Raw genomic sequence first — 24,046 nt, forward strand, 5'->3', positions numbered from 1 at the left:
ATTTATTCGTTTATTGAATACCAAACAGTTTATAAACGTATAGCAATTGTAAACTGTATGCAAAGTTGCGCCTAATTTATGAAATCTAACCATTTTAAAAGCATATTTAAATTTATTATTAAATTAGTATTTATATTTTGTTGTATAAGTACTCCCATAACACTTTATTCTCAAGGCTTTAATAACAATGAGTGGATCTTTGGATATTGTGAAGGAGGGGATAATAATTACATCTCTTTCGGTAAGGATGGTAAAGCCAAGGTTGAAAGCCTTTCTGGGGATATTACACTAGGAAAAGCCAATACGGCCATGGCCATTGATCCTATAACTGGAGAAATATTGTTTTATACGGATGGGGCATTGGTTTACAATTATCTCAATGATGCCATGCAGGGTGTTGTAGGTGAGCTGGGAGGAGTAGAAACAGCCCGGCAATCCGTAGCTATATCGGCACTTGATTATGATCCTAGCCCTGGTGGATCCAGAGATTTTTATATTTTCTACATCGATCCGGCTGGTCAGCTTCAATACAGTCTGGTGGACATGAACGATCAGGGTGGAGCACCTTCTAATCAACCAGCGGCAGGTTCTGTGTCACAAGGTGGAACAGTGGGGGATGCCCAAGGAGCAATTTTAGCTGTCAAATCCGGTAGTTCACCTGATTATATTGTCAGCTATGACAATGGTAATCTTACAGCCAAAAGGCTGGAGGATCAGCCGGGCCAGTTCACAGCAGCAGATACATTATCCTTAGGATCAGCACCGCAGACAATGCTTTTTGATGAAGATGCTGGTGTATTGTATATAGTTCCCAACAATCCGGGAGAAGACTTATTAGTGGTTCCTTTTGATGCTGATTCAGGTTTGTTTGGGACGCCGGAAGCCTTGGGAGGTACTGGTGGTACTGAATTAATTACAGGTTTGGCCATCTCTCCAGATGGAGATTTTCTGTATTATTCACAAGGCGATGAATTGAAAAGGTTTTTTATAAGTGAGGAGGAGATTGCTCCAGAGATTCCTGCTAGCCAAATTCCTGATTCTACTGCTGTTTCATTACCCCTTACCGCTGAAATATTTAAGATTTATGATGTTAAATCAGGCCCTGATGGGCAGCTCTATTATATTTATGAAGAGGTAGAGGGTGGACCTCAGTATGTTGGCAGAGTAAGCAATCCTGATGAATGGACAATGATAGGATTGCTTATTGAGGAACTTCCTTTTGATGGGAGTGATTTTTGTGGAACTGTTTTCCCTCAATTTTCACCAAATATAGATTTGGGACCAGTGGTGGATTTTACCTGGGAACCGGAGATGCCTTGCATGAATACTTCTATTCAATTGACAAGCGAAGTTACCCCGTTGAATTACCGGCCAGTAAGTTTTGAGTGGGAAATTTTGCCACCCCTTACGGATGAAGATGGAGAAGAGATTGAAATGGACCTTTCAGTTGAACACTTGTTATTGCCACAGGAAGCTACTTCCGAACAACAAGTGACCGTAAGTCTTACCGTTACCTATGCCAACGGGGAAACTGGGAATGTGACCAAAAGCATTTCCTTGACAGAAAATAATTTGACGGCACAGTTCAGTCCCTCAGATACCACCCTTTGTGAGCCATCGTGTATTGATTTGATGCCCTTGTTAGAGGCGCAAAGTGAAGGTGAAGACGGAGGTCAAGGTGGGCAACAAGGAGGCGGAGGTCTTGGAGGTGGCACAGGTGGTCAAGGGCAGGGAGAAACGAATTATGAATATTTCTGGTCCAATAAAAGAGATGAAGGATGGGGACCGGAAGCGCCTAATGAAGTTTGCGAACCAGGTTATTACTGGGTTTTGGTAAGAGAACAAGGATCTACTTGTTATGCTTATGCAGGAATAAGAATAAAAATTTGGGACATTGAGGACCAAAGCAATAATATCTGGTATTTTGGTGATGGCGCAGGTTTGGATTTCAATAGAGATCCAGATGATCCAAATGCATCAACTCCGAGGCCTATTGAAACCCCACACCCGCAGGATATTCCAGCAGGTGTGACTACCGTTTCAGACCAAACAGGGCAAGTTCTGTTTTATACGGATGGACAAACCGTTTGGGACCTTAATGGTGATCCAATGCAAAATGGCGAAGATATTGGCGGGGACAACCTTTCTAGCAGTAGTGTATTGGCCGTTCCCATCGCAACAGATGAGACCCTTTATTACTTATTTACTACTCAATTGGGAGCAGGAGGTCAGAATGAAGTAAGGTATTCTCTGGTAGATATTAAAGGTGATAACCCTGATGGTATAGGAAATGTAGTCACCAAGGACAACCTTTTATTTAGTCCCAGTACCCAACATTCTGCAGCTTTTAATTCTGGAGATACCATCTGGGTAGCTTTTCATGAAAAAGGGAACAATACGTACCGCTTATATCCCGTGAATGATGATGGCATAGCCCAGCCAGTTTTTAATTCGGTTGGTAGTAATTTTGATTTTGGGGATGGTTCAGGTACCATGAAGTTTTCCTCTGATGGGGAGAAGGTGGCAGTCACCTTTAAGGAAGGTGGATCCAATAAGCTTGAAATCTTCGATTTCGACCAGGAAACTGGAGAAATGACACCTTATGCCTTACTTGATTTGGGTACTGAGGGAGATATTTATGGATTGGAGTTTTCGGATGATACCAATAGGGTTTTTGTATCCTATACCAATGGAGGTCCGGGTATTGAAGAATACTATATCCAAGGTTTCGAAGAAACGGATAACAGTGATCCGGAAAATCCTGTTACGACAGTCTGTCCTGATTGTTTTGAGGAAGCTAAATTTCAGACCGAAATAGAAAGTTGCATCTTATCTAGTAAAGCGGTGATTTCGGGTACTGAAAGTTTGCCTTTAGGCGCATTGCAGATTGGTCCGGATGGGCAGATTTATTCTGCGGTAGTAGGATCCAACCAAATAGGTCAAGTTCAGGTTGGTGGAGCCTGTAACCCCTCGACCTTTACCCAACAGGGCGTAGCACCGATGCCGGGTACAACAAACTTAGGATTGCCCTCATTTGTCCAAAACTCAGGAAGTTCCATTCCAGACCCAAGTCTCGATGGGCCAGATAGGCTTTGTCTGGGGAATGATATTGGAGCCAGAGGAGTTTTTGAAGGTGGTGGTGAGCCAGATATTGATATTTATAATTGGACAATATTTGATGCCGAAGGAGAGGTTGTTGATGAGTTTTTGAATGGAGGAGAAGATTTTCAAGAGTTGGAATATTTCTTTCAGGAAACAGGTGTTTTTACTGTACAATTGCAGGTAGATAGGTGTGGAGCACCTTGGGAAGAAGTGTTTACCCATGAAGTAGAAGTTGTTCCTTCCCCGGTAATCACGCTGCCTTCTGAAATATCTCTTTGCGGTGAGGAAATAACATTGGTAGCGGTTGATCCTGATGATCCAAGAATTGGTGAATATATATTCCGTTGGGTAAATGCAGCAGGAATAGTGGTAGGAAATAGTAATGAGTTGACGGTCACTGAAGAGAGTATTTATACAGTGCTTGTAGCCTATGATATTCCTGAAGAATTCAGAGATGAAGATGAAGAATATCAGACTTGTCCCGTCAGTCAATCGGTTTTTGTAGGTCCACCCTTTGAGTTTACCATTGATCAGTCAGCAGCCGCTGTCTGCTATGGTGACTCCGTGAGCTTTTCTCCGGATACACCAGTATCGGGGACTTGGTCCATACGGTTGGGGACAGAGGCTGAATATAGTGTTATCGGAGAAACGCAAGAGCTGAGCTTGAATACAGGAGACCTGGAAGGACCGGGAACCTATGAGTTATTGTTTCAAACAGCCGATCCACTGAATAGTAACTGTACAGTAGAAAGAACAGCTACTTTAGAGGTGACAGGTTTGCCTGAATTTTCTGTTGTAGATGTTGATCCTTCACAGAGTTGTACGGTTACCAATGGGAGCATAGTCGTGGAGGTCGTTTCACAATTGGATAGCTTGGTTTTAGTAGGGGCAAATGATGTGTTTAGGGATATCCAACCAAATACCCAGCTTAGCTTTGACAATTTGGCTCCCGGTAACTACACCTTTACAGGTTATATTGGATCTTGTGAGATGACTCATTCAGCTGTAGTGGAAAATAACACACCACCAGATGATCTTGTCTATACGGTTTCCACTCTTCCTGAGTCTTGCAGTGATTCAGGGCCTCAAAATGGGGCTGTAGTAATTGTTTTCGATGGGGATCCAGTTTCAGGCGATTACACGATTACAGATTTGGCTACAGGGGAAAAATTCAATGCCACGTTTAGTGATAGATCAAGTATTAATGTAGTACTTCCAGCGGGTACTTATTCTGTTGAAGTCGCTAATGAATTGGGATGTACTGTTCCAGATCCAGGAACCTATGAGATTGTATCAGGAGAGGAAGAGGTAGTGTTAACAAGTCCTGGTTTTTGTGGGGGAGTAGTGATAACGGAGATTTTGGCTGAAGCTGATTTGTCCTTTGTAGATAAAATTGAGTGGTACAATGTAGTAGGGGCTTCAAAAAATTTGATTGTAGGTGAAGAGCAGCTCACTCTGATGGTAAGTAGTCCAGGGACTTATGAAATTCACTTATTAAATGCTGCGGGCTGTCTTTTGGGAACTGGACAAATTACGATTAATCAATCCGATTCGACACCACCATCTTTACTGCCAAATTATGACATTTGCAAATCTTCAAATGACCTGGTTACGCTTGAAGTAGGTAGTTGGGACAGTTATGAATGGTCTAAAAATGGAACTGTAGTTAGTTTGGACCCTTCCTTCACACCCATTGAGGAAGGAAATTATGAATTAATGGTGATTGATTCAGAGGGATGTGATTATACCATTAACTTTACCATTACTGAAGTATGTGAAGTAAATGTGGTCTATCCGAATGCCATTAGACCTGGGGATCCAGATAGGGGTTTTCTGATTTATACCACTGGACAGCTTGATACCCTTACGGTGTTAATTTATAACCGATGGGGAGAATTGATTTATTTCTGCGAACAGGAAAACATAGCTGAGAGCATTTCTGTTTGTGCTTGGGATGGATTGGTCAATGGAAGAAAAGTACCTTCGGGAACATATCCTATCGTTGTTAAGTTTACCAATGAGAAACAAAATGTTAACAAAATAAAAAGAGACGCAATTGTCGTCATTGAATAGTATATGATAGTATTGATTTCCCCAGCCAAAACCTTGGACTATGATCCTTCAACTGTTAGTATTAAAACCCAACCTGAGTTTAAGAAGGAGATTGGCCAATTGGTAGAGATAATGAAAAAAAAGTCTCCTAATTCCATTCAGAAATTAATGGGGGTAAGTGAAAATTTGGCGGAGTTAAATGCAGGACGATACCAGAGATTTTCGGAAGTTTTCAACGAAGAAAATTCAAAACAGGCCCTTTTGGCTTTTAAGGGTGATGTATATACCCATATAGACGTGGCCTCTTTTTCTGAAGAAGATTTTTCCTTTGCCCAAGAAAATTTAAGAATTTTATCCGGACTTTACGGGCTTTTGAGGCCCATGGACATGATTCAGCCCTACAGGTTGGAAATGGGGATTAAATTGAAAAATAAAAGAGGTAAAAATCTCTATGAATTTTGGGGGGACAAAATTACCAATGCACTTAATGAAATTGCCCTTGGGCAACCTGTGATTAATTTGGCATCGAACGAATATTTTAAGGCAGTAAAAAAGAAAAAACTAAAATCTAACCTAATTAGCCCTGTTTTTAAGGAATATAAGGATGGGACTTACAAGAATATTGGGATTTTCTCTAAACAAGCAAGAGGGTTAATGACGGATTTTATTATTCGGAATAAAGTGAAGGATCCAGAGGTACTTAAAACTTTTAACGAAGGCAGGTATGAGTACTCTGAAAGTAAAAGCAATTCTGAGGAATGGGTTTTTATTCGGTGAAAAAGTGGTGAAATCACTTTTTAAATTAGTGGACTTCCACCCATTTTAACCCGAAATATGCAATAGACATTCTATTAGGTGCTGAAATCGCTTTAAAATCAGCCACTTCGTTGCTGTTTGGAGATTTCACCATAGCGGTGCTATGCTAAAATCTCCAAACAGCCTGATTTTCTTGCGATTGCAACACTTCCCGTAAACACGGGACAGGCTTCACCCCTGACTATTGTCAGGACGGAGAAATCCTATTACATAATCCGGGTTTAAAAAGATTTTAATCCTAATTGAATAGAATTTTGGAAGTTGTAATTGAAAAAAGGGAATTTGATGTTTTAATACTGTAGGTATTGTTTCTTAATTATTATCTTTTTTTAAATTTTCGAAATATTTAGTGGGTGTTTTCCTCTTTTTTTCAGATTTATTTGGTAAACTTGGGAAATTTAATTTTTGAAATATGATAAGCGTAGACTTGATTGCAGGGGCTCGCCCTAATTTTATGAAAATTTCTCCTATTATAGATGCGATTAACGCAGCTGCAGGAGAAGGAAAGGCAATAACTTTTAGACTGATTCACACAGGTCAACATTACGACAAGAACATGTCTGGAAGCTTTTTTGAACAATTGGGCATTCCAGAACCGGATGTAAATCTAGGAGCAGGTGGTGGAACCCAGGCTGAACAGACAGCAGCTATAATGGTCGGTTATGAAAAATTGCTAATGGAAAGTGCCAAGCCGGATCTTTGTCTTGTAGTAGGAGATGTAACATCTACCATGGCCTGCGCCATAACAGCTCAAAAACTACATGTTAAAGTAGCTCATGTGGAGGCGGGAATTAGATCAGGTGACTGGTCCATGCCCGAGGAAATTAACCGAATGGTTACTGATAGCATTACCAATTATTTTTTCACAACTTCAGAAGTTGCCAATGAAAGCCTCAGGAAGTCAGGAATTGGAAATGAAAGGATTTTCTATGTTGGAAACACAATGATTGATACTTTACTCAAGCATCAACCAAGGTTTCAGCAACCAGAAGTCTGGAGTGAAATTGGTCTGGAAAAAGGCAAGTACATTGTCATGACCTTACACAGGCCTGCCAATGTGGACCAAGAAGAAAAACTAAAAGAACTTATACAAGAAATTATTGACCATTCAGGAGGTTTGCCTTTAGTGTTTCCGGTTCATCCAAGAACCAAGAAGATGCTACAGAATCTAGGCATTTCTCATGAAAGGTTACACATGATAGATCCTTTGGGATACCTGGAGTTCAACTACCTTGTACAAAGTGCAAAAGCGGTTGTGACAGATTCAGGTGGAATAACGGAGGAAACTACAGTAATGGGTGTGCCATGTATGACCTTAAGAGACAATACAGAAAGGCCTGAAACCATCACTGAAGGCACCAACGAACTGCTAGGAACAGACCCTAAAGCAATTAAGCCAGCCATGGAGAAATTGTTTTCAGGGAGTTGGAAGAAAGGTCAGATTCCTCACTTATGGGATGGTAAAACTGCTAAAAGAATTGTAGAAATTTTGGTGGATAAGCTAGGTTAATTTAGCTGGAAGAAACAAAAATACATTTACTGCCCTTTCTGACAATAAAAGATAATTTCATTTTCAGGAAGGGCATGCTTTTTTATTAGCTCTTCAGGAAGGTTCCGAACAAAATTATTTTCTAAAACCTTTAAGCCTGATTGGCTAAGTCTTTTGGCATAATCTTTACCGTACTTTCTTACATGGTCACTTTGCCCAAAGACCTTTTCTCTTTCTTTGGGATCTGTAATAGAATTGTCTTCTAGGGTAATTTCCTGCTCATAGACGGGTGATTGTATAATTCCCCAACCGTTGGGTTTTAGTACCCTATTGATTTCAGCACAAGCTTTCAAATCATCTGCCACATGCTCGAGTACATGGTTGCAAAAAACTACGTCAAAAGAATTATCAGGAAAAGGAATCTGGTGAATGTCCATTTTGACTTCTGCCAAAGGGGATTCAATATCGCCAGTGATGTATTTAAGGTTTTTTAATTTTTTAAAACGATTCAGAAAGCACAACTCGGGGGCAACGTGAAGTACTTTTTTTTGCGCTGAAAAAAAATCTGTTTCTCTCTGTAAAAACAACCACATGAGACGGTGTCTTTCTAAACCCAGACAATTGGGACACAGTGCGTTTTCACGGGCAATTCTCCCGTAGGGAAGGAATTTACTAAAGCTTTTTTGGCAAATATTGCAAGAAACATTTTTGCCCCTGTAAAGTATTACGGCGATTTTTAAAAAAAAATGGCTAAAGAGTTGCAGGTACTTTCTAGGAATATGACGAATTGTCCAGCTAATCATTGATTTCATATTGCAAATATATAAGGTAGCATTGAAATGGCACTTTGTTTAATCCGAAATATGCAATTGTCATATTGATAAGAATAAAGTCAGTATCCTATCTACTTATTTAGTATTCATAAAACAGGTTAGTGTCAATGCAATTTTTTAATTATGATAATACCCTTGTTTGGTTTTTCTTATTTAGGCAAAATCTTAACGAAGTGTTGGATTGACCAAAGATAAATTCTCGTTTTAGGTATGGGATTTGTGGTATAATGGACTGAAATTTTTTTTATAATGTGGTTTTTTTAAATAGCAAAGATGGATTGTGAACCTTATTGATAAATAAGGGTTTAATAATATTCACCGCAAAACTTGTGTCTAAAGTTGTCGTTTCAATTTAAATGTCAAGAAGACACTTTAGTTATTATTCTAATGGCTATATAAAATGCTATGTGGGGAAGACTTAGGTTACAAAATGTTTAAATTTGAATGTAATTAACTTAATCAAAATGAAAAGGAATCTGATATACGTCGCCATAGGGAGCATATTAGTCATAGGAGCCTTGTATTTTTTCTTTGCCTCAGGGAGTACTGGAGTAGAAAACAACATTCTCGCTACTGTAGAGCAAGGAGAGTTTCGTGTAGAGATTACCACCTCAGGTGAGTTGGAAGCACTACGCTCAGTACAAGTTTTCGGCCCTGCCGAAGCAAGAAGATTCCGTATTGGTAGTTTTACCATTGACAAAATGGTGGACGAGGGTACGGTAGTTCAAAAAGGAGATTTCATTTGTTCTATTGATAAAACTGAGCTGTTTGGACGACTTGAAGATCGACGATTAGACTTAGAGCAAACCAGGGCCCAGTATGAACAAATTCAATTGGATACTTCTTTAAACCTTAGGGTAGAAAGGGACAATATTCTTAATCAAAAATACATTGTTCAGGAGCAAGAATTGATTTTGGAGCAGTCTCAATTTGAGCCGCCAGCAATTATCAAACAAAATGAATACAATGTTGAAAAGGCCATAAGAGAGTTGGATCAGGCTCAAGAAAGATACAGGATAAAAACGCTTCAGGAAAAAGCCAGAATGATGGAGATCGCAGCCAAACTTAGGGAAGATGAGCTGGAAGTGAAACAGATGGTTGAAGTACTGGATAAATTTGTTGTCACAGCCCCACAAGATGGGATGGTTATCTATGTGGATTATAGAGGGACTAAAGTGAAAGAAGGTTCTCAGATCAACTCATGGAATCCAGTGGTAGCAACTCTACCTGACCTTACCACCATGCAAAGCATTACCTATATCAATGAGGTGGACATAAGAAGGGTGAAAGTAAACCAGCAAGTAGAATTGGGAATGGATGCTTTTCCAGACAAGAAATATACAGGTGAAGTAAAAAAAGTGGCCAATGTAGGTCAACAAAGGCCAAACTCAGATGCCAAAGTATTTGAAGTGATCATCGAAGTAAATGAAAGCGATCCACTGTTGAGGCCATCCATGACTTCCAGTAATACTATAATAGCAGATAAATTAAATGATGTTTTGTTTGTTCCTTTAGAAGCTGTCAATGTTGCCAATGACAGTATTAATTATGTTTACTTAAGGAATGGTACCAAACAGGAAGTATTGTTAGGAATGACCAATGCCAACGATGTAGTGATAGAAAAGGGATTGAATAAAGGTGAATATGTTTATTTAAACACACCTGATTGGGGTGAGAACATTGCGATTAATTTGCTTGAGGAATTGAATGGAAAGAGGAATTTAGACAAGGCAAAAGAGGAAGAAGAGCCTTTGGCATCAGCCACTAAATCTTATTGACACTTATGTAATTTTTTCACATTAAATAATTGAATCCTCAGACAAACCAATCAAAATATATGTTCAATGAAAGGTTATTAGCCAACTTCCACATTGCTTTCGAAGCCGTTTTAGCCAATAAGGTTCGCTCATTATTAACGGCATTAGGAATTATTTTTGGAGTTGCTGCCGTAATTGCGATGCTCGCTATCGGCACAGGTGCCCAACAGGAAATCCTGGAACAAATTAAGCTTGTGGGGGTCAATAATATAGTAGTAGAGCCAATAGTAGAGCAGATAGAGGAGCAGGTGGATCAAAATAGTGGGATGGATAGGGAGAAAAATAAATTTTCTCCAGGACTAAAGCTTGAAGATGTTACTGCAATTAAAAATATCATTCCAGGAATCAACAGAATCAGTCCTGAAATTGTCATGGATACCTATATAGTAAAAAGTGGTATTAGACGATCAGCAAAACTCGTAGGAGTAGATGTTGCTTATTTTGATGTACTCGATTTTCAATTGAAGGAAGGGCGAATGTTTAGTGAACAAAACCTCGTTCAAGGAAATCCAGTTTGTATTATAGGCAGAAATGTGGCAGCCAGATTTTTTCCCAATGAAAACCCAATAGGTAAAAGAATAAAAAGTGGTAGTCAATGGCTGGAAGTAATAGGAATTCTTGAGGAAAGAATTGTCTCCGAGTCCAGTATTTCCAAATTAGGCATAAGAGATTTTAATATGGATGTGTATATTCCCATTCAAACCATGTTGATCCGCTACCGAAACAGGGACCTGATTACAGAATCTCGATTAAATGATTCAAATGGAAACACTTCTAATAATTACCACCAAATAGATAAATTGGTAATTCAGGTGTCAGACAGTGAGCTGCTTAATCCCACAGCGGAGGTATTGGCCAAAATGCTTCAAAGAAGGCATTTTAATGTGGTAGATTTTGAAATAACCATCCCTGAGCTATTGCTAAAACAACAACAACGGACACAAAATATTTTCAATATTGTTCTTGGAGCAATTGCAGGCATCTCTCTTTTAGTTGGCGGAATTGGGATTATGAACATCATGTTGGCATCAGTAATGGAAAGAATAAAAGAAATTGGCCTAAGACTTTCGTTAGGAGCGAAGAAAACCGATATTGTCAATCAGTTTTTATTTGAATCTGTTATGATAAGTGTTAGTGGTGGCCTAATAGGCGTGATTCTGGGAATTGTTCTGGCACATTTGGTGTCCACTTTTGCAGATTTCCCTACGGTCATTACCCTAAGTTCTATTATTCTGTCTTTTGGCGTAGCCGCCACTGTAGGATTGGTATTCGGTATCACTCCAGCGAAACGTGCGGCAAGCCAAGACCCTATAACCTCTTTGCGCTATGAATAAAAAATATTTAATTGTTACGGGTATCTTTCTCATTCTGACTTGTTTTTCTGTTCGTGCTCAGGAACTTGTAAGTTATACACTAGAAGAGATTATTGAAAGAGCGAAAAACCAATCTCCTGCGGCATTGAATGCAGATACAAGAAGGGAAAACAGATACTGGACCTATAAACTTTACCAATCAGACTATAACCCACAATTGAATCTGGAAGGAACACTGCCAAGATACTCTCAGGCCTTCAATAGTGTCGAACAACCGGATGGAACCATTGAGTTTCGAGAAGTCCGACAAAATTACGCAGATCTTGAGTTGGGATTGCGACAGGTAATTGCCCCTACTGGCGGCACATTATCCGTGAATAGTTCAACAAGTAGGTTTGATAATTTCCTAGCGGCAGACAATGAAAACCAGACAAGATGGAATGGGGTTCCGATTAATGTTCGTTTGATTCAACCTATTTTTGCTTTTAATCGGTATAAATGGGATAAGAAAATTGAACCCTTCAGGTACGAGGAAAGCAAGAGGGAATATGTTGAAGAAATGGAGCAAATAAGCAGGATAGTGACCCAAATGTTTTTCGAGTTTCTCATTGCTCAGGTAAATTTGGACATTGCATCTTTAAACTTACAAAACTCAGAAGCTATACTAAAGATTGAGCAAGGTAGGTACAATATTGGGACTACCTACGAGGATAAATTGCTCCAAGTAGAATTACAAGTCCTTGAAGCCCGACAAGCGGTTGCGCAGGCGAGGTTAGATATGGAATCCTCTTCCTTATCACTAAAATCCTATATTGGCTTGAATGAAAACACTACCTTAAACTTATTATTGCCTAGTGATATTCCTGATTTTGAGGTCGACGTACAAAAGGCCATTGAATATGCTTTCCAAAATCGATCGGATGCGATCAGATATAAACGACAAAGAACAGAAGCTGAAGCTCAAGTTGCTCAAGCAAGAGGAGAAAGATTTCAAATGAGTTTGAATGCCAGTTATGGATACAATAAAGCCGACTTGATGTGGTCAAGCATTTATTCGAATCCAAATACCCAAGCCTTAGTGAGTTTAGGTATTAATGTTCCTATTCTTGACTGGGGCAGGAATAAAGCCAGAATGAGTATGGCCAAAGCTGATCAAAAACTGACTGAATTTGAAATAGAACAGGAAATCATTAATTTTGAACAAGAGATTTTTACCAAGGTAAGAAAGTTTATCATGCTTATAGACCGAGTGGAGATTACTAAAACTTCTGACTTGGTGGCAGACAAACGTTATGAGATCTCATTCAGAAGGTACCAAAGTGGAAATGTTACAATAACTGACCTTGGCATAGCTCAGCAAGAAAAGGATAAAAATAGAAGAAGTTATGTAGAGTCTTTAAGAGATTATTGGATGGCATATTATGAGCTTCGTGAGCTTACCTTATACGATTTTGAAGCAGATTATCTATTATATACGCCTGATATGGGCTTTTTGGAAGACTGATTTGATAGCCAATTTTTAAGCTTATAGAAGCAGCTTGGGTTTTGTTAGCACCTATTGCCTGAAATAGCTTACATTAACAATTATTCCATTGTGTGAAGTTTCCCTGAAAATACATGTAAAGTCAAAGATTTAAAATAAAAAATGCATCCGGATAAAGGATGCTTTTTTTATGGCTTGCTAAGCGGGAATGAAGTATCCAATTTTGATCCCGAAATAGGCAATAGACAATCTATTACGTCCTGAAATCGCTTTAAAATCACCCACTTCGTTGCTGTTTTCAATTTCACCATAGCGGTGCTATGCTAAAATCTCCAAACATCCTGATTTTCTTGCGATTGCAACACTTCCCGTAAACACGGGACAGGCTTCACCCCTGACTATTGTCAGGACGGAGAAATTCTATTACATAATCCGGGTTGAATAAAATCCTTGTTCTAATAATTCAGTCTTAATGTGGCCAAGGTTTGGTAATTCTTTCTTTGATATAAGCCTTATAAGAATTCCCTAAACAATAGACTCCTGCGCCAAACAGGAGAGCGATATGAAAAAGACCATTGTTATAAACCCCTAGTATAGCACTAAAGGCATCCATAAATGAATTCGTTTGGAGAATATGGTCTCTTACCCATCCTATCGAAAATACCACCCGAATAAAGATGGACAATAATGCCAAAATACCTGCTCCAATTCCAATTAAAGGTTTCTTATAATGAATAAGCAAACCAAAAGCGGCAAAAGTCTCTATGGCAGCTAGAATTATTGACCAAAATAGGTTGTATTCCAGAGCTCCAATAAGTTTTAACTTCGTAAATCCCCCAAACAATAACAGACATGCAAGGGAAATTCTGATTATATGACCTCCAATGGCCTCAATTTTCAGGTATTTTAAAAATGTTTCCAAGTAATCAATATAAGAATTAAACCCAAATATTTCATAATGGATGTGTTTTTTATTCCCTTAACCAATTAAAAGAAGCATTAATAATAGGAAGAAAGAATAATTCACCCTTTATCAAAACAGTATAGGAATCATTTAACTTGAATCAATGCCAGGCTTCCGTTATCTACTGGCGGTGCAATAGAGCGCTTATCTCCACCATCAAGGAGAATGCTTTTTCCCCAATTGGCTTCTTCTAGGCTTATCCAATTCAATTCAAATTGTTGGGGATAGGAGCTTAGGTCTAGCTTTACTTCTCCTCCTTCAGGGAAATAGAGCAAATAAGATTCACCTGACTTACCGGACAGAAAAGCTTCATTTTCCTCACGGTTGGACAAATTTTCCATCATGGGTTTCAAATCCCATAATTTAACCTTTTCTTCTATTTTTCTCATGGTTTTAATGCTTTGGATTGACCAATTGCTTAATCCCAAACCATGGGGAGGTCTATGGAATCTGCTAGAAGCAAAACCTCCTAAAATATTTCTAATAAAGGTACTGACGGCATGCTTGGTAGAGATTCCTCTGGAAAGCCAAGGCTGGTGTGCATCACTACCATAAATTTTGACTGAATTCACTGGTCTTGGTCGCTCCGTTATATAAGCAAATACATACTGTGCATTGTTCCAGTTTTCTTCTTCTATTTTATGGCTGTTTTGTGAGATGTCTATAAAGTCATACTTTTCTGGATGATCTAAAGTCCTTTTATGTTCTGCGGATGTAAGATCCCAGTGATCCCACATTTCTGTCATGTTAATGTTCGTATCTCCAGATTTGTCCCTTAAGAAAGTAGCCCAATAACTTGCCCATTCTTCCACACCACTTGTTTCATTGTCCAAGCAGTAGAGGACATTGTTGTATTGTAGAGAAATGGAAAGCAGCTTTTCTACAAATGCTTCCTGGTATTTCAAAAGTACCTTATTGTCCTGAAGTATAGGGGGAGTGAAAAAGAAAGGTTGTTTGTTTTGCCCCGGATGATCGGGATAGAGGCTATCCAAGCTTGCTTGTTCGTAGGTGTAATTCACATTGTTTTTAGGGTTGTAGGGGTCTGTTTGCCATTGTTCTCTGGCATGGTCGAAGCGGTCCCAAATCTCTATTTGAACGATAATATCCCTTTCTTTTGCCAGTTGCAACAGGTTTTCAAATCTTTGCCAGTATTTTGGATTCCATTGTTCAAGGTCATACTTTCCTTTCTCATTTTTATAGAAGGCCTTCTCATCAGTTTCATCCCGGTCACTCATGGTATTTCTGATATAATTACCCCCCACTAGCGCTAGACTGTCCAGGTGAGATTTCAAATGAGCCAATTGAAATAAATTGTCATTGTCACTTGCCCCTAATAAAAGCACAGGCTTTCCCTGATATTCCCAATAGCTTGGGTTTTCTGACCAAGGCTGAATACCTGTTGGTAGTTGTTCTTCTTTGCTTTCAATTTTGTTGTTACAACTAGTTATCAAAAAGAGAAAGCATAATGGAAGGATAAAGCTGGAGTAGGGAAGTTTTTTCCAGTTTTGATAAATGCGGATGTTATTGTGGCAGGATCTTGAAGTAAAGTTTAGTCGAGGCAAATTCTGCCCTTTGACCGTTTTATGAGATCTTTTAGTTGAGCGCTTCATGGTGGTAGCTGTCATATTGCCGTATTTTATTCTTATTCACTGGGTTGATAATTTTCAGATAAGCATAATAATTATTTTAGCACAAAAATTTTATGTAATATCCAATTTAAGTTATACCTCTAAAGTAACATTTAACCCGAAATATGCAATAGCCATTCTATTACGTGCTGAAATCGCTTTAAAATCAGCCACTCCGTTGCTGTTTTCAATTTCACCATAGCGGTGCTATGCTAAAATCTCCAAACAGTCTGATTGTCTCGTCCTGAAAATGGTTGACACTTTTGTTTTTCAAATATAGTAAGTGTTTTAATTTCTAAGAAGTTTCATTTAACTTACAGTACCACGATAAAGCGGAGGCAAGCTCTGCTGAGGAGCAACTTGCCAAGGAATAGTCGTTTGGTCCGATAGCGTTGCTATTTTCAGACCGGGCCTTGACAGGTTCGGTCTTCTTTTTCCAATTATATTTCTTTCCAATAACGCGTTCGGTATCATGCCTTGTAAAACCTTCGTCATGTACTTGGTTAGGTGTTAGATTTCCTAAACTCTCGTGTGGTCTCATATCATTATAGATTTTGATAATTTTAATGATGTATTTTTTCGGGTTGATATTTGTTTCTCCTGCAATATCCTCCAGCCACTCTTCCTTTAGGATTCCATTTACTCTTTCCGCTATGGCATTTTCATGTGGTGAAGCGGGCTTCGTCATACTGATCCAAACTTTCTTCTTTTTCAATAGGTCGGTGTAATCATAACTGCAGTACTGTACCCCACGGTCCGAATGATGGACAAGGGAATAATGGTTAATGTTTTCTTGAGACTGGAAAGCCACCTTCAGGGCTTCAAGTGCTGATTCAGCCTTCAGATCCAGAGAAAGATTCCAGCCCACTATTTTCTGGGAATAAGCATCCGTAATAAGATACAGATACATGACTTGCCCATTTAGTAAAAGGTAGGTAATATCGGAAACCCATAACTGGTTGGGCCTGTAGACAACCATGTTTTCTACCAGGTTATGGTACTTCCTAAGCCAATGATGGCTTTGGGTAGTGAAAAACTTCCTTTTTCTTTTGGTTACTAATAACCCGTTCACTCGAAGCAAATCAAACAGTTTATCCCTGCCTATCTTGATTTTCATTCCTATTAGGTCTTTCTGAATCAGAGGGTTTATCTTTCTCAACCCCCATCTGGATGTTTTGGCCTTCTTTCTGATCTTTAAAACAAGACTCAAGACCACCTCTTCCTCAAATGCCCCGCGGTAAATATAATTTAAAGCTTTATAGTAGCCCTGCCTGCTCTTGCCAAACAATTCACAAAGTTGGGCCAAACTTACTTTTGGTTCTTCTTCTCTGAGTCTTTGAACTGTTTGGCACCAGACTTTTTTTCAAGATCTAGCCCATATTCTTCTTTGGCAATATCTACCATGATCTGGTATGCCCTGCCCTTCAAACGGCTAAGCTTCAGCTCTTCTTCAAGTTGCCTTATACGGGCTTTTAACTCACTATTGGAATCCTCTTTTATTGCCATGTTTTTTAAAATCGGAAGAGGATCTTTAGGAAGCCTTCTTTCAAGACCAGCAAAAATCCTCATCCATTCCAAGATAGCGGATTTGCTTTTAATTCCATAAATATGCCTTGCCTGTTCTTTGCTTAAAGTACCTGAAAGTACTTCCATAACGATTTTTCTCCTTGCATCTTCGGAGAACTTTTGTAATTCACTCATTTTGTCCGATTATAGGTTTACAATTTTTAATTAAATTGTGTCAACCTATTTCAGTACACGACCGATTTTCTTGCGATTGCAACACTTCCCGTAAACACGGGACAGGCTATTACGAATCCTATTACATAATCAGGGTTTAATATTTTTTTACTCGATACTCAATGCATTTAAACTTCAAATAAAGCTGTAATTTTAAATGAAGGAATCGAATTAAGCCTTGCTTCAGTTTCTTTTTAGGTTTATTTTTCTCTGAGTATACACTTTTCTTATGGAGTTTCCCCATGCTTGATGGGGAAAACGAGTTTAAAAACAAAGGCTTTAGTAAACCCTAACATAAATTAATCATTTCCTTAATATGGCTTAACAATCAGACTATAAGATCTATGACACTCTTTTCGTCTATTATTCTAAAACCTTGTTAGCCTTAAAAGCGCTTGTGCTGTTCCGTAATTTTTTGAATGAAATCTACTTATGAGAAAAAGAAGGCCCCACTGTCTAACTGGGGAAATGGATTAGGTAGAAGTTTCAGTGGTTAAATATGCAGTAAATGAAAGCTAAAAGAAAAAAATATAATGAAAGTAATGATCCTTGGGCTTCTGCCCAAGGATCTCAAAATTGTTATTAAAATTCAGCATTTCCTGGGGTTCTTGGAAATGGTATTACGTCTCGAATATTGCCCATGCCAGTAACGAACAGTACCAATCGTTCAAAGCCCAAACCAAAGCCAGCATGTGGTGCTGTTCCAAATTTCCTAGTATCAAGGTACCACCACATCTCTTCCTTGCTTATTTTTAGTTCGTCCATTCGTTGACAAAGCTTGTCCAGGTTTTCTTCCCGCTGAGAACCACCAACAATTTCTCCAATTCCAGGAAAGAGAATATCCATGGCAGCAACTGTTTTGTTGTCAGAATTTTGTTTCATGTAAAAGGATTTGATCTCTTTTGGATAGTCAGTAAGGATTACCGGCTTTTTAAAGTGTTTTTCTACCAGAAATCTTTCGTGTTCCGATTGGAGATCCGTACCCCATTCTTCGATAGGGTAGACAAACTTTTTCTTTTTATTCTGTTTAGAAGCCTTCAATATTTCAAAAGCTTCTGTGTAAGTGATTCTAACAAATTCGTTTTGAGTAACAAAATCCAGTCTTTCCAATAGACCCATATCACTTCTTTGATCTGCTTTTTTACCCTTCTCTTCCTCAGCTGCTCGCTTGTCCAAAAACTCCAAATCCTCTTTGCAATGCTTTAAAGCGAATTTTATAACGTACTGTAAAAAATCCTCAGCAAGGTTTTGATTGTCTTCAGCATCGAAAAAGGCCATCTCTGGTTCGATCATCCAAAATTCTGCAAGATGTCGGGTTGTATTAGAGTTTTCCGCTCGGAAAGTGGGGCCGAAGGTGTAGACCTCAGACAAGGCCATAGCAGCAAGCTCTCCTTCTAACTGGCCCGAAACCGTTAAATTTGTGGCCCTTCCAAAGAAGTCTTCTTGAAAATCAAGCTCTCCTTCTTTATTTTTTGGAGGGTTTTTAAGATCCAATGTCGTAACCTGGAATGTTTCACCGGCACCTTCTGCATCGGATGCAGTGATGATTGGTGAGTGAATGTAGACAAATCCCTTTTCGTGGAAATATTGGTGAATCGCAAAGGAAAGTTGGTTGCGCACACGAAAGATTGCCCCAAAGGTGTTTGTCCTAACTCTCAAGTGAGCATTTTCACGTAAGAATTCCAAAGAGTGTTTTTTCGGCTGAATCGGAAACTTATCAGGATCGGCTTCTCCCAGTACTTCTATAGAGGTGGCTTGGATTTCAGTAGATTGCCCAGCACCCTGAGAGTTTACGATTGTACCGGTAATTTTCAAACAGGCCCCAGTATTTGCTTTTCGAAGAATATCTTCCGAAATTATTTGAGGGTCGGCCACACATTGATAATTTTGGATACAAGACCCATCATTTATGGCGATGAAAGTTACGTGCTTATTGCTCCTTTTGGTTCTTACCCAACCCATTAGGGTCGCTTTTTCCTCTGGAGTAGGGTTCTCCAGTAAATGTTTTATTTTAATTCTGTTGTTAAATGACATGACGATTCCTTGTTATAAAATAAAAAACCCAAAAGGGCGCACATTTAATTCGAATGCAAAAAAACGATATAATACGCTTTTTATCAAAATTTTGATCTTATTTCCTAAATTTGAATTCCAATCGAGTTTCTTCGGAAACTAGATGGAAATAACTCAAACCATTAATAGGTTTTAATATATGCAGAAACTGAATTTAAACCAGATATTATCTCAGAAATTATCTCCTCAACAGATTCAATTTATCAAACTGCTGCAGGTTCCTACTGCTGAGCTTGAATCCAGAATTGAAGAGGAGTTAGAGATTAACCCAGCCTTAGAGGAAGGGAAAGACGTGGACGCTGAAACCCAACAGGAGGAGTTCGGAGACAATACTGACGGCCCAGAGTCTAAAGATGACAAAGATATCAATATCGAAGATTATCTTAATGAAGAATACGGTGGATATAAAATGCAAGGGGATGGAAACTATTCTTCAGATGAGGAAGAAAGAGATATGCCCTTATCAAGCTATAGTTCTCTTCATGAACAATTGCTATCCCAGCTTAATTTCCTGAAATTAAACGATACCCAACGTTTGATTGGTACGCAGTTAATAGGAAGTATAGAAAATGACGGCTATATAAGGAGGGATCTTGAAGCCATAATTAATGATTTGGCATTTAGTCAGAATGTTGAAACTGATATTGACGAAGTAGAGGAGATACTTTTTAAGATTCAAACTTTTGACCCTCCAGGTATAGCTGCAAGAAATTTGCAGGAATGTTTGATTATTCAATTAGAGCGGAGAAATGCCACAGAGGATCCTGATCCCTTGGTGCCAAGAGCTATTTATATTGTTCAGGAGTGTTTTGAGGAATTCACTAAAAAGCACTATGATAAAATATTGAAAAAAGCAGGAATCAAGGAGGAAGAGCTTAAGGAAGTAATTCACTTGATTACAAGATTGAACCCTAAACCAGGAGGCGTTTCTGACGGTATGGTTCGAAACCATTATGTGATTCCTGATTTTATATTGAATAGTGTGAATGGGAAGTTTGAAATTGTCTTGAATTCAAAGAATGCTCCTGAATTAAAAGTCAGTAGGTCTTATTCTGAAATGTTCAATGCCTATGATAAAAGTGATAAGAAAGACAAAAAACTAAAAGAGACAGTGTCCTTTGTCAAGCAGAAATTGGACTCTGCCAAATGGTTTATCGATGCCATCAAACAAAGGCAACAAACCTTGATGCGTACCATGCAGTCTATTCTGGATTATCAACATGAATTTTTCCTTGATGGTGATGAAACCAAGTTGAGACCAATGATCCTGAAGGATATTGCTGAAAGAATAGATATGGATATTTCTACTGTTTCTAGGGTGGCCAATAGTAAGTCCATACAGACAGAATTTGGTGTGTTTCCTTTAAAATACTTTTTCTCTGAGGGGATAGCTACTGATGGTGGAGAAGATGTAAGTAATAGAGAAGTGAAAAGTGTACTAAATAAAATGGTTGACGAAGAGGACAAGAAAAAGCCACTTTCGGATGATAAATTAGTGAAACTGTTAAACCAGAAAGGATATAATATAGCAAGGAGAACAGTAGCGAAGTATAGGGAACAGCTGCAAATTCCAGTAGCAAGGCTTAGAAAAGAATTGTAGTGTTAAAAAAGACAGCTTTAGGTTTATCGGTAATTTTCCAACCCTTGGTGATACCTACCTTCATGGTAGCCACTTTGTTCTATATAGTTCCAGAAGCTACAATGGTTCCGAAAGGAGCGAAATGGGCTGTATTGCTTTTGATTGGATTTACTACTTTCCTTGTGCCATTATTGAGCCTGCTTGGGTTACGGTATTCAGCAGTAATCAATAGCCTACAGTTGCCTAACAGAAGGGAAAGGATTTATCCTTTTGCCTTGGTGTCTGTATTTTATGTGATGACAGTTTCCTTCTTCTATTGGAAACTGAATATAGATCAATTGCTGCTTGTTACACTTGGGTTGGTTACTGTTAGTTTGGTACTGATGACAGTTGTTACTTTCTTTTATAAAATTAGTGCTCATCAGACGGCGATGGGAGGATGGGTAGCTATTGTAGGGGTATTGTCAGTAAAATTCACCTCAGGCCCAATGTTTTATTATTTTTTACTGGTCATTGTGCTTAGCGGTTTGATAGGGACAGCCAGGTTGTACCTCAATGCCCATAGGCCTTCAGAGGTTTATGCTGGCTTTTTGTTGGGATTTGGGATATGTTTTCCAGTGTATTATCATTTGTTAATCAATTGACATAAAGAAAGGAGCGGATTTATTAATCCGCTCCTTTCTTAAAATCAAGAAATTTTCTTCGATTAGAATAAGGCTACCGAAAGTCCGAAATTAAATTGAGTGGACTCTGTACCGTAAGGGCCTTTGTTCCCTTCAAATACGCCATTTAATCCATAATATCCCCAAACGTTGAATCCTGGAAATCCTAAACGAGTATAAACACCATACCTAATGGGGTTCAATCCAAAATTCTGAGAATTTTTAATTTTTTGTTCCAAACCATCACCATCAGTGAAAGATATTTTTGAATGGGCATTGTACAGTAAACCAATCTTACCTCCAACAGCTACTCGAATACCGCTGTTATAGTCTTTTTTGTTGACATGATACCTGAATTCAAGCGGAACATCAAAATAGTTGATGGCCATAGTATTGGAAGATACACTAGCATCGGCTCCATATACCTCAGAAATTGGCACAAGCATACTTGAATTTACAGCTTTGTCAGGATCTGAAACGAGAGTCATTTGATCTTTAAAAGCGAGTTTTTCAAGACCCAGTCCGAAACCAGGGTTGAAAGTAAAGCCTGTGTTTTCTCCCAAATCAATTTGGGTTTGGTAATAAACATTGACAACACGTGATGCAATAAAACGCGTATTCAAATCATCAGGCCTGTTATTTAGCATATTGAATCCGAAATCCAAAAACAAGTCACCTTTAATATTCGGTCTGCCACCTATCGATGTACGTTCCTTTTCTTGGGCTTGAAGTTGAAAAGTGATCAATAAAATAAAGGATATAATAGAAAGTCTTTTCATGAAAACAAATATTTTTTAACCTATCGAACGGCTAAATTAGGAAATAATGCTTGATTTGATTGCCTGTTGATCTTAATTATTCTTAAAATAAAATTATTAGCCAAGTAAAATCATTTCATTTTTACACCTATTCCTTCTTTGTAATATTGGGGATATTCTTTACCTTTGCATTCCATTTAGAAGGAATGGCCTCGTAGCTCAACTGAATAGAGTACTTGATTACGGCTCAAGAGGTTCCAGGTTTGAATCCTGGCGAGGTCACTAAAAGCTGAATTATTTAGCATCGAAACCATGTAATTTTCAAAAATTGCATGGTTTTTTGTTTTTTATGGATCCTTCCAATTCCTGTTTTTACTTAGGAAGATAAGAGCTGCTATTAATTAAGTGCCTTTGTCTTGCCTTTCATTTTTTCATTTGCAGGAAAGAGTTTAATCGCAAAATGATTAAAGGACCTTCTGTTAGCTATAAAATCCTGTGTTAATTATTATATCAACCTCCTTTGAACCCGAAATATGCAATAGATATTCTATTACGTGCTGAAATCGCTTTAAAATCAGCCACTTCGTTGCTGTTTTCAATTTCACCATAGCGGTGCTATGCTAAAATCTCCAAACAGTCTTATTTTCTTGCGATTGCAACACTTCCCGTAAACACGGGACGAGACATACATAATCCGGGTTGATTTATAAATTGATATTGCTCATTTATTTATAGGTAAGGTTTTCAATGCTTCGGAAAGCAGGTATGGAAACAGTTGGAGTTGTAGTAGCCTTTTCTTTTTTCTACAGTAAGACGTTGAAATCAGGTAGCTGAGTTTAGCTAATAGCTTTTATTTTCGATGAATCTTGGGTTGAAATTCTAAAGCTGCCTTAAGTAGTAAAATTGGAGTAAATGTTTTTTTTGGTTAAGATTTAATTTTTTTTCCTTGAATTACGTAGTCTATATAGATTAGACCATTAAATACTGAAGCCATGAATTTCGCAATTAAGCTAAGCACTTTATTATTTATTAGTACCTGCAGTTTTTTCTTTCAAGGAGTTGACACTTCTAAACGTGTGGGACATTTTAACTTAGATTCAAAGCATCTGGCTATTGATGGCTATGATCCTGTGGCCTACTTTACAAATGGAGTAGCTACAGAAGGTAGCAAAAAGTACAGCTTAAATTATAAAGGAGTGACTTACTACTTTTCCTCCTTAAAAAACAAAAGCCTTTTTGAAAGGGATCCCATAAAATATGAACCGCAATATGGTGGTTGGTGTGCTTATGCTATGGGAGATAATGGGGAGAAAGTTTCTATTAATCCCAAAACCTTTAAGATTGTAGATGGAAAGCTTTACTTATTTTACAATAAACTCTTTACCAATACCCTGATTCCATGGAATGAAGATGAGGATAACCTTAAAGGCAATGCGGATGATTTTTGGAAAGAGCTAATTAAGTAGGGAAATCAGTTTGTGCACTATTAGGGCTAATGAATGTAAATCAGCGTTAAGCATTCCCTTGGCTCCTTTATATGGTATAATAGGTTAAGCTAGATTTTGAATCCAGTTTTGTTGAACTGAAATAATAAGGGTGGTTGATTGTAATCGATGTCCTAATAATAATGGTGAAGCAAAAAGCGTTTCCGGGTAATGTTGTTCTTTGGTAGTGGTATTATTGTTAGGAGAAACAGTAAATAAAATCTTACGAGTATGGCTAAGCCTGAATTAGTAA

Annotated in this window: 16 protein-coding genes and 1 tRNA gene; 10 read left to right on the forward strand and 7 right to left on the reverse strand. The window is 38.4% G+C overall.

Going from position 1 to position 24,046, the window contains the following annotated elements:
* Positions 1-78 precede the first annotated feature (78 nt).
* The 3 genes from CA2015_RS13310 to wecB all read left to right on the forward strand — a co-directional run bounded on the left by CA2015_RS13310 (position 79) and on the right by wecB (position 7,480).
* Entirely contained in the window at positions 79-5,175 is a 5,097-nt protein-coding gene (locus tag CA2015_RS13310; protein ID WP_048642353.1) for a T9SS type B sorting domain-containing protein, read from the forward strand.
* A 3-nt stretch (positions 5,176-5,178) separates the two neighbouring features.
* On the forward strand, positions 5,179-5,931 hold the full coding sequence (yaaA, locus tag CA2015_RS13315; protein WP_048642354.1) for a peroxide stress protein YaaA: 753 nt from the start codon (positions 5,179-5,181) through the stop codon (positions 5,929-5,931).
* Between the two features lie 451 nt (positions 5,932-6,382).
* A complete protein-coding gene (gene wecB, locus CA2015_RS13320) occupies positions 6,383-7,480 on the forward strand; it encodes a non-hydrolyzing UDP-N-acetylglucosamine 2-epimerase (protein ID WP_048642355.1) in 1,098 nt (365 codons plus the stop codon).
* 26 nt (positions 7,481-7,506) lie between these two features.
* Here the strand turns inward: wecB and CA2015_RS13325 are convergent, their stop codons facing one another.
* Positions 7,507-8,271: a class I SAM-dependent methyltransferase gene (locus tag CA2015_RS13325; protein WP_048642356.1), complete on the reverse strand. Its 765-nt coding sequence runs from the start codon at positions 8,269-8,271 to the stop codon at positions 7,507-7,509.
* 485 nt (positions 8,272-8,756) lie between these two features.
* On the opposite strand from CA2015_RS13325, the gene CA2015_RS13330 reads away from it, so the two are divergent.
* Genes CA2015_RS13330 through CA2015_RS13340 form a run of 3 tightly spaced genes read left to right on the forward strand, consistent with a single transcriptional unit; the run spans position 8,757 to position 12,926 of the window.
* Entirely contained in the window at positions 8,757-10,070 is a 1,314-nt protein-coding gene (locus CA2015_RS13330; protein WP_048642357.1) for an efflux RND transporter periplasmic adaptor subunit, read from the forward strand.
* Between the two features lie 59 nt (positions 10,071-10,129).
* On the forward strand, positions 10,130-11,443 hold the full coding sequence (locus tag CA2015_RS13335) for an ABC transporter permease (RefSeq protein WP_048642358.1): 1,314 nt from the start codon (positions 10,130-10,132) through the stop codon (positions 11,441-11,443).
* Positions 11,436-12,926 carry a TolC family protein gene (locus tag CA2015_RS13340; RefSeq protein ID WP_048642359.1) on the forward strand — a complete coding sequence of 497 codons (1,491 nt, stop codon included), beginning with the start codon at positions 11,436-11,438 and terminating at the stop codon, positions 12,924-12,926. The genes CA2015_RS13335 and CA2015_RS13340 overlap by 8 nt, the downstream gene beginning before the upstream one ends.
* Before the next feature lie 448 nt (positions 12,927-13,374).
* Here the strand turns inward: CA2015_RS13340 and CA2015_RS13345 are convergent, their stop codons facing one another.
* From CA2015_RS13345 to asnS, 5 genes are all read right to left on the reverse strand, one after another.
* Positions 13,375-13,827, reverse strand: a complete 453-nt coding sequence (locus CA2015_RS13345) for a hypothetical protein (protein ID WP_048642360.1) — start codon at positions 13,825-13,827, stop codon at positions 13,375-13,377.
* A gap of 128 nt (positions 13,828-13,955) precedes the next feature.
* Positions 13,956-15,494, reverse strand: a complete 1,539-nt coding sequence (locus CA2015_RS13350; protein ID WP_205749763.1) for a hypothetical protein — start codon at positions 15,492-15,494, stop codon at positions 13,956-13,958.
* Between the two features lie 298 nt (positions 15,495-15,792).
* On the reverse strand, positions 15,793-16,803 hold the full coding sequence (locus CA2015_RS13355) for an IS3 family transposase (RefSeq protein WP_048640785.1): 1,011 nt from the start codon (positions 16,801-16,803) through the stop codon (positions 15,793-15,795).
* A gap of 2 nt (positions 16,804-16,805) precedes the next feature.
* Positions 16,806-17,198 (reverse strand): hypothetical protein, encoded by a 393-nt coding sequence (locus CA2015_RS13360; RefSeq protein ID WP_048640786.1) that lies wholly within the window; start codon positions 17,196-17,198, stop codon positions 16,806-16,808.
* 621 nt (positions 17,199-17,819) lie between these two features.
* Positions 17,820-19,271: an asparagine--tRNA ligase gene (gene asnS, locus CA2015_RS13365; RefSeq protein ID WP_048642361.1), complete on the reverse strand. Its 1,452-nt coding sequence runs from the start codon at positions 19,269-19,271 to the stop codon at positions 17,820-17,822.
* A 178-nt stretch (positions 19,272-19,449) separates the two neighbouring features.
* On the opposite strand from asnS, the gene rpoN reads away from it, so the two are divergent.
* Entirely contained in the window at positions 19,450-20,910 is a 1,461-nt protein-coding gene (gene rpoN, locus CA2015_RS13370; protein WP_048642362.1) for an RNA polymerase factor sigma-54, read from the forward strand.
* Positions 20,910-21,533 carry a phosphatase PAP2 family protein gene (locus tag CA2015_RS13375; protein ID WP_240477796.1) on the forward strand — a complete coding sequence of 208 codons (624 nt, stop codon included), beginning with the start codon at positions 20,910-20,912 and terminating at the stop codon, positions 21,531-21,533. Before rpoN ends, CA2015_RS13375 begins: the two co-directional genes overlap by 1 nt.
* A gap of 62 nt (positions 21,534-21,595) precedes the next feature.
* Here CA2015_RS13375 and CA2015_RS13380 read toward each other — a convergent pair whose 3' ends face one another.
* A complete protein-coding gene (locus CA2015_RS13380) occupies positions 21,596-22,330 on the reverse strand; it encodes a porin family protein (protein ID WP_048642363.1) in 735 nt (244 codons plus the stop codon).
* 187 nt (positions 22,331-22,517) lie between these two features.
* On the opposite strand from CA2015_RS13380, the gene CA2015_RS13385 reads away from it, so the two are divergent.
* Positions 22,518-22,591: transfer RNA gene (locus tag CA2015_RS13385), tRNA-Arg, on the forward strand.
* Between the two features lie 710 nt (positions 22,592-23,301).
* On the forward strand, positions 23,302-23,775 hold the full coding sequence (locus CA2015_RS13390; RefSeq protein ID WP_053086686.1) for a YHS domain-containing (seleno)protein: 474 nt from the start codon (positions 23,302-23,304) through the stop codon (positions 23,773-23,775).
* Positions 23,776-24,046 lie beyond the last annotated feature (271 nt).

It is taken from the genome of Cyclobacterium amurskyense, assembly GCF_001050135.1.
In the GTDB taxonomy this organism is placed as follows: Bacteria; Bacteroidota; Bacteroidia; order Cytophagales; family Cyclobacteriaceae; genus Cyclobacterium; species Cyclobacterium amurskyense.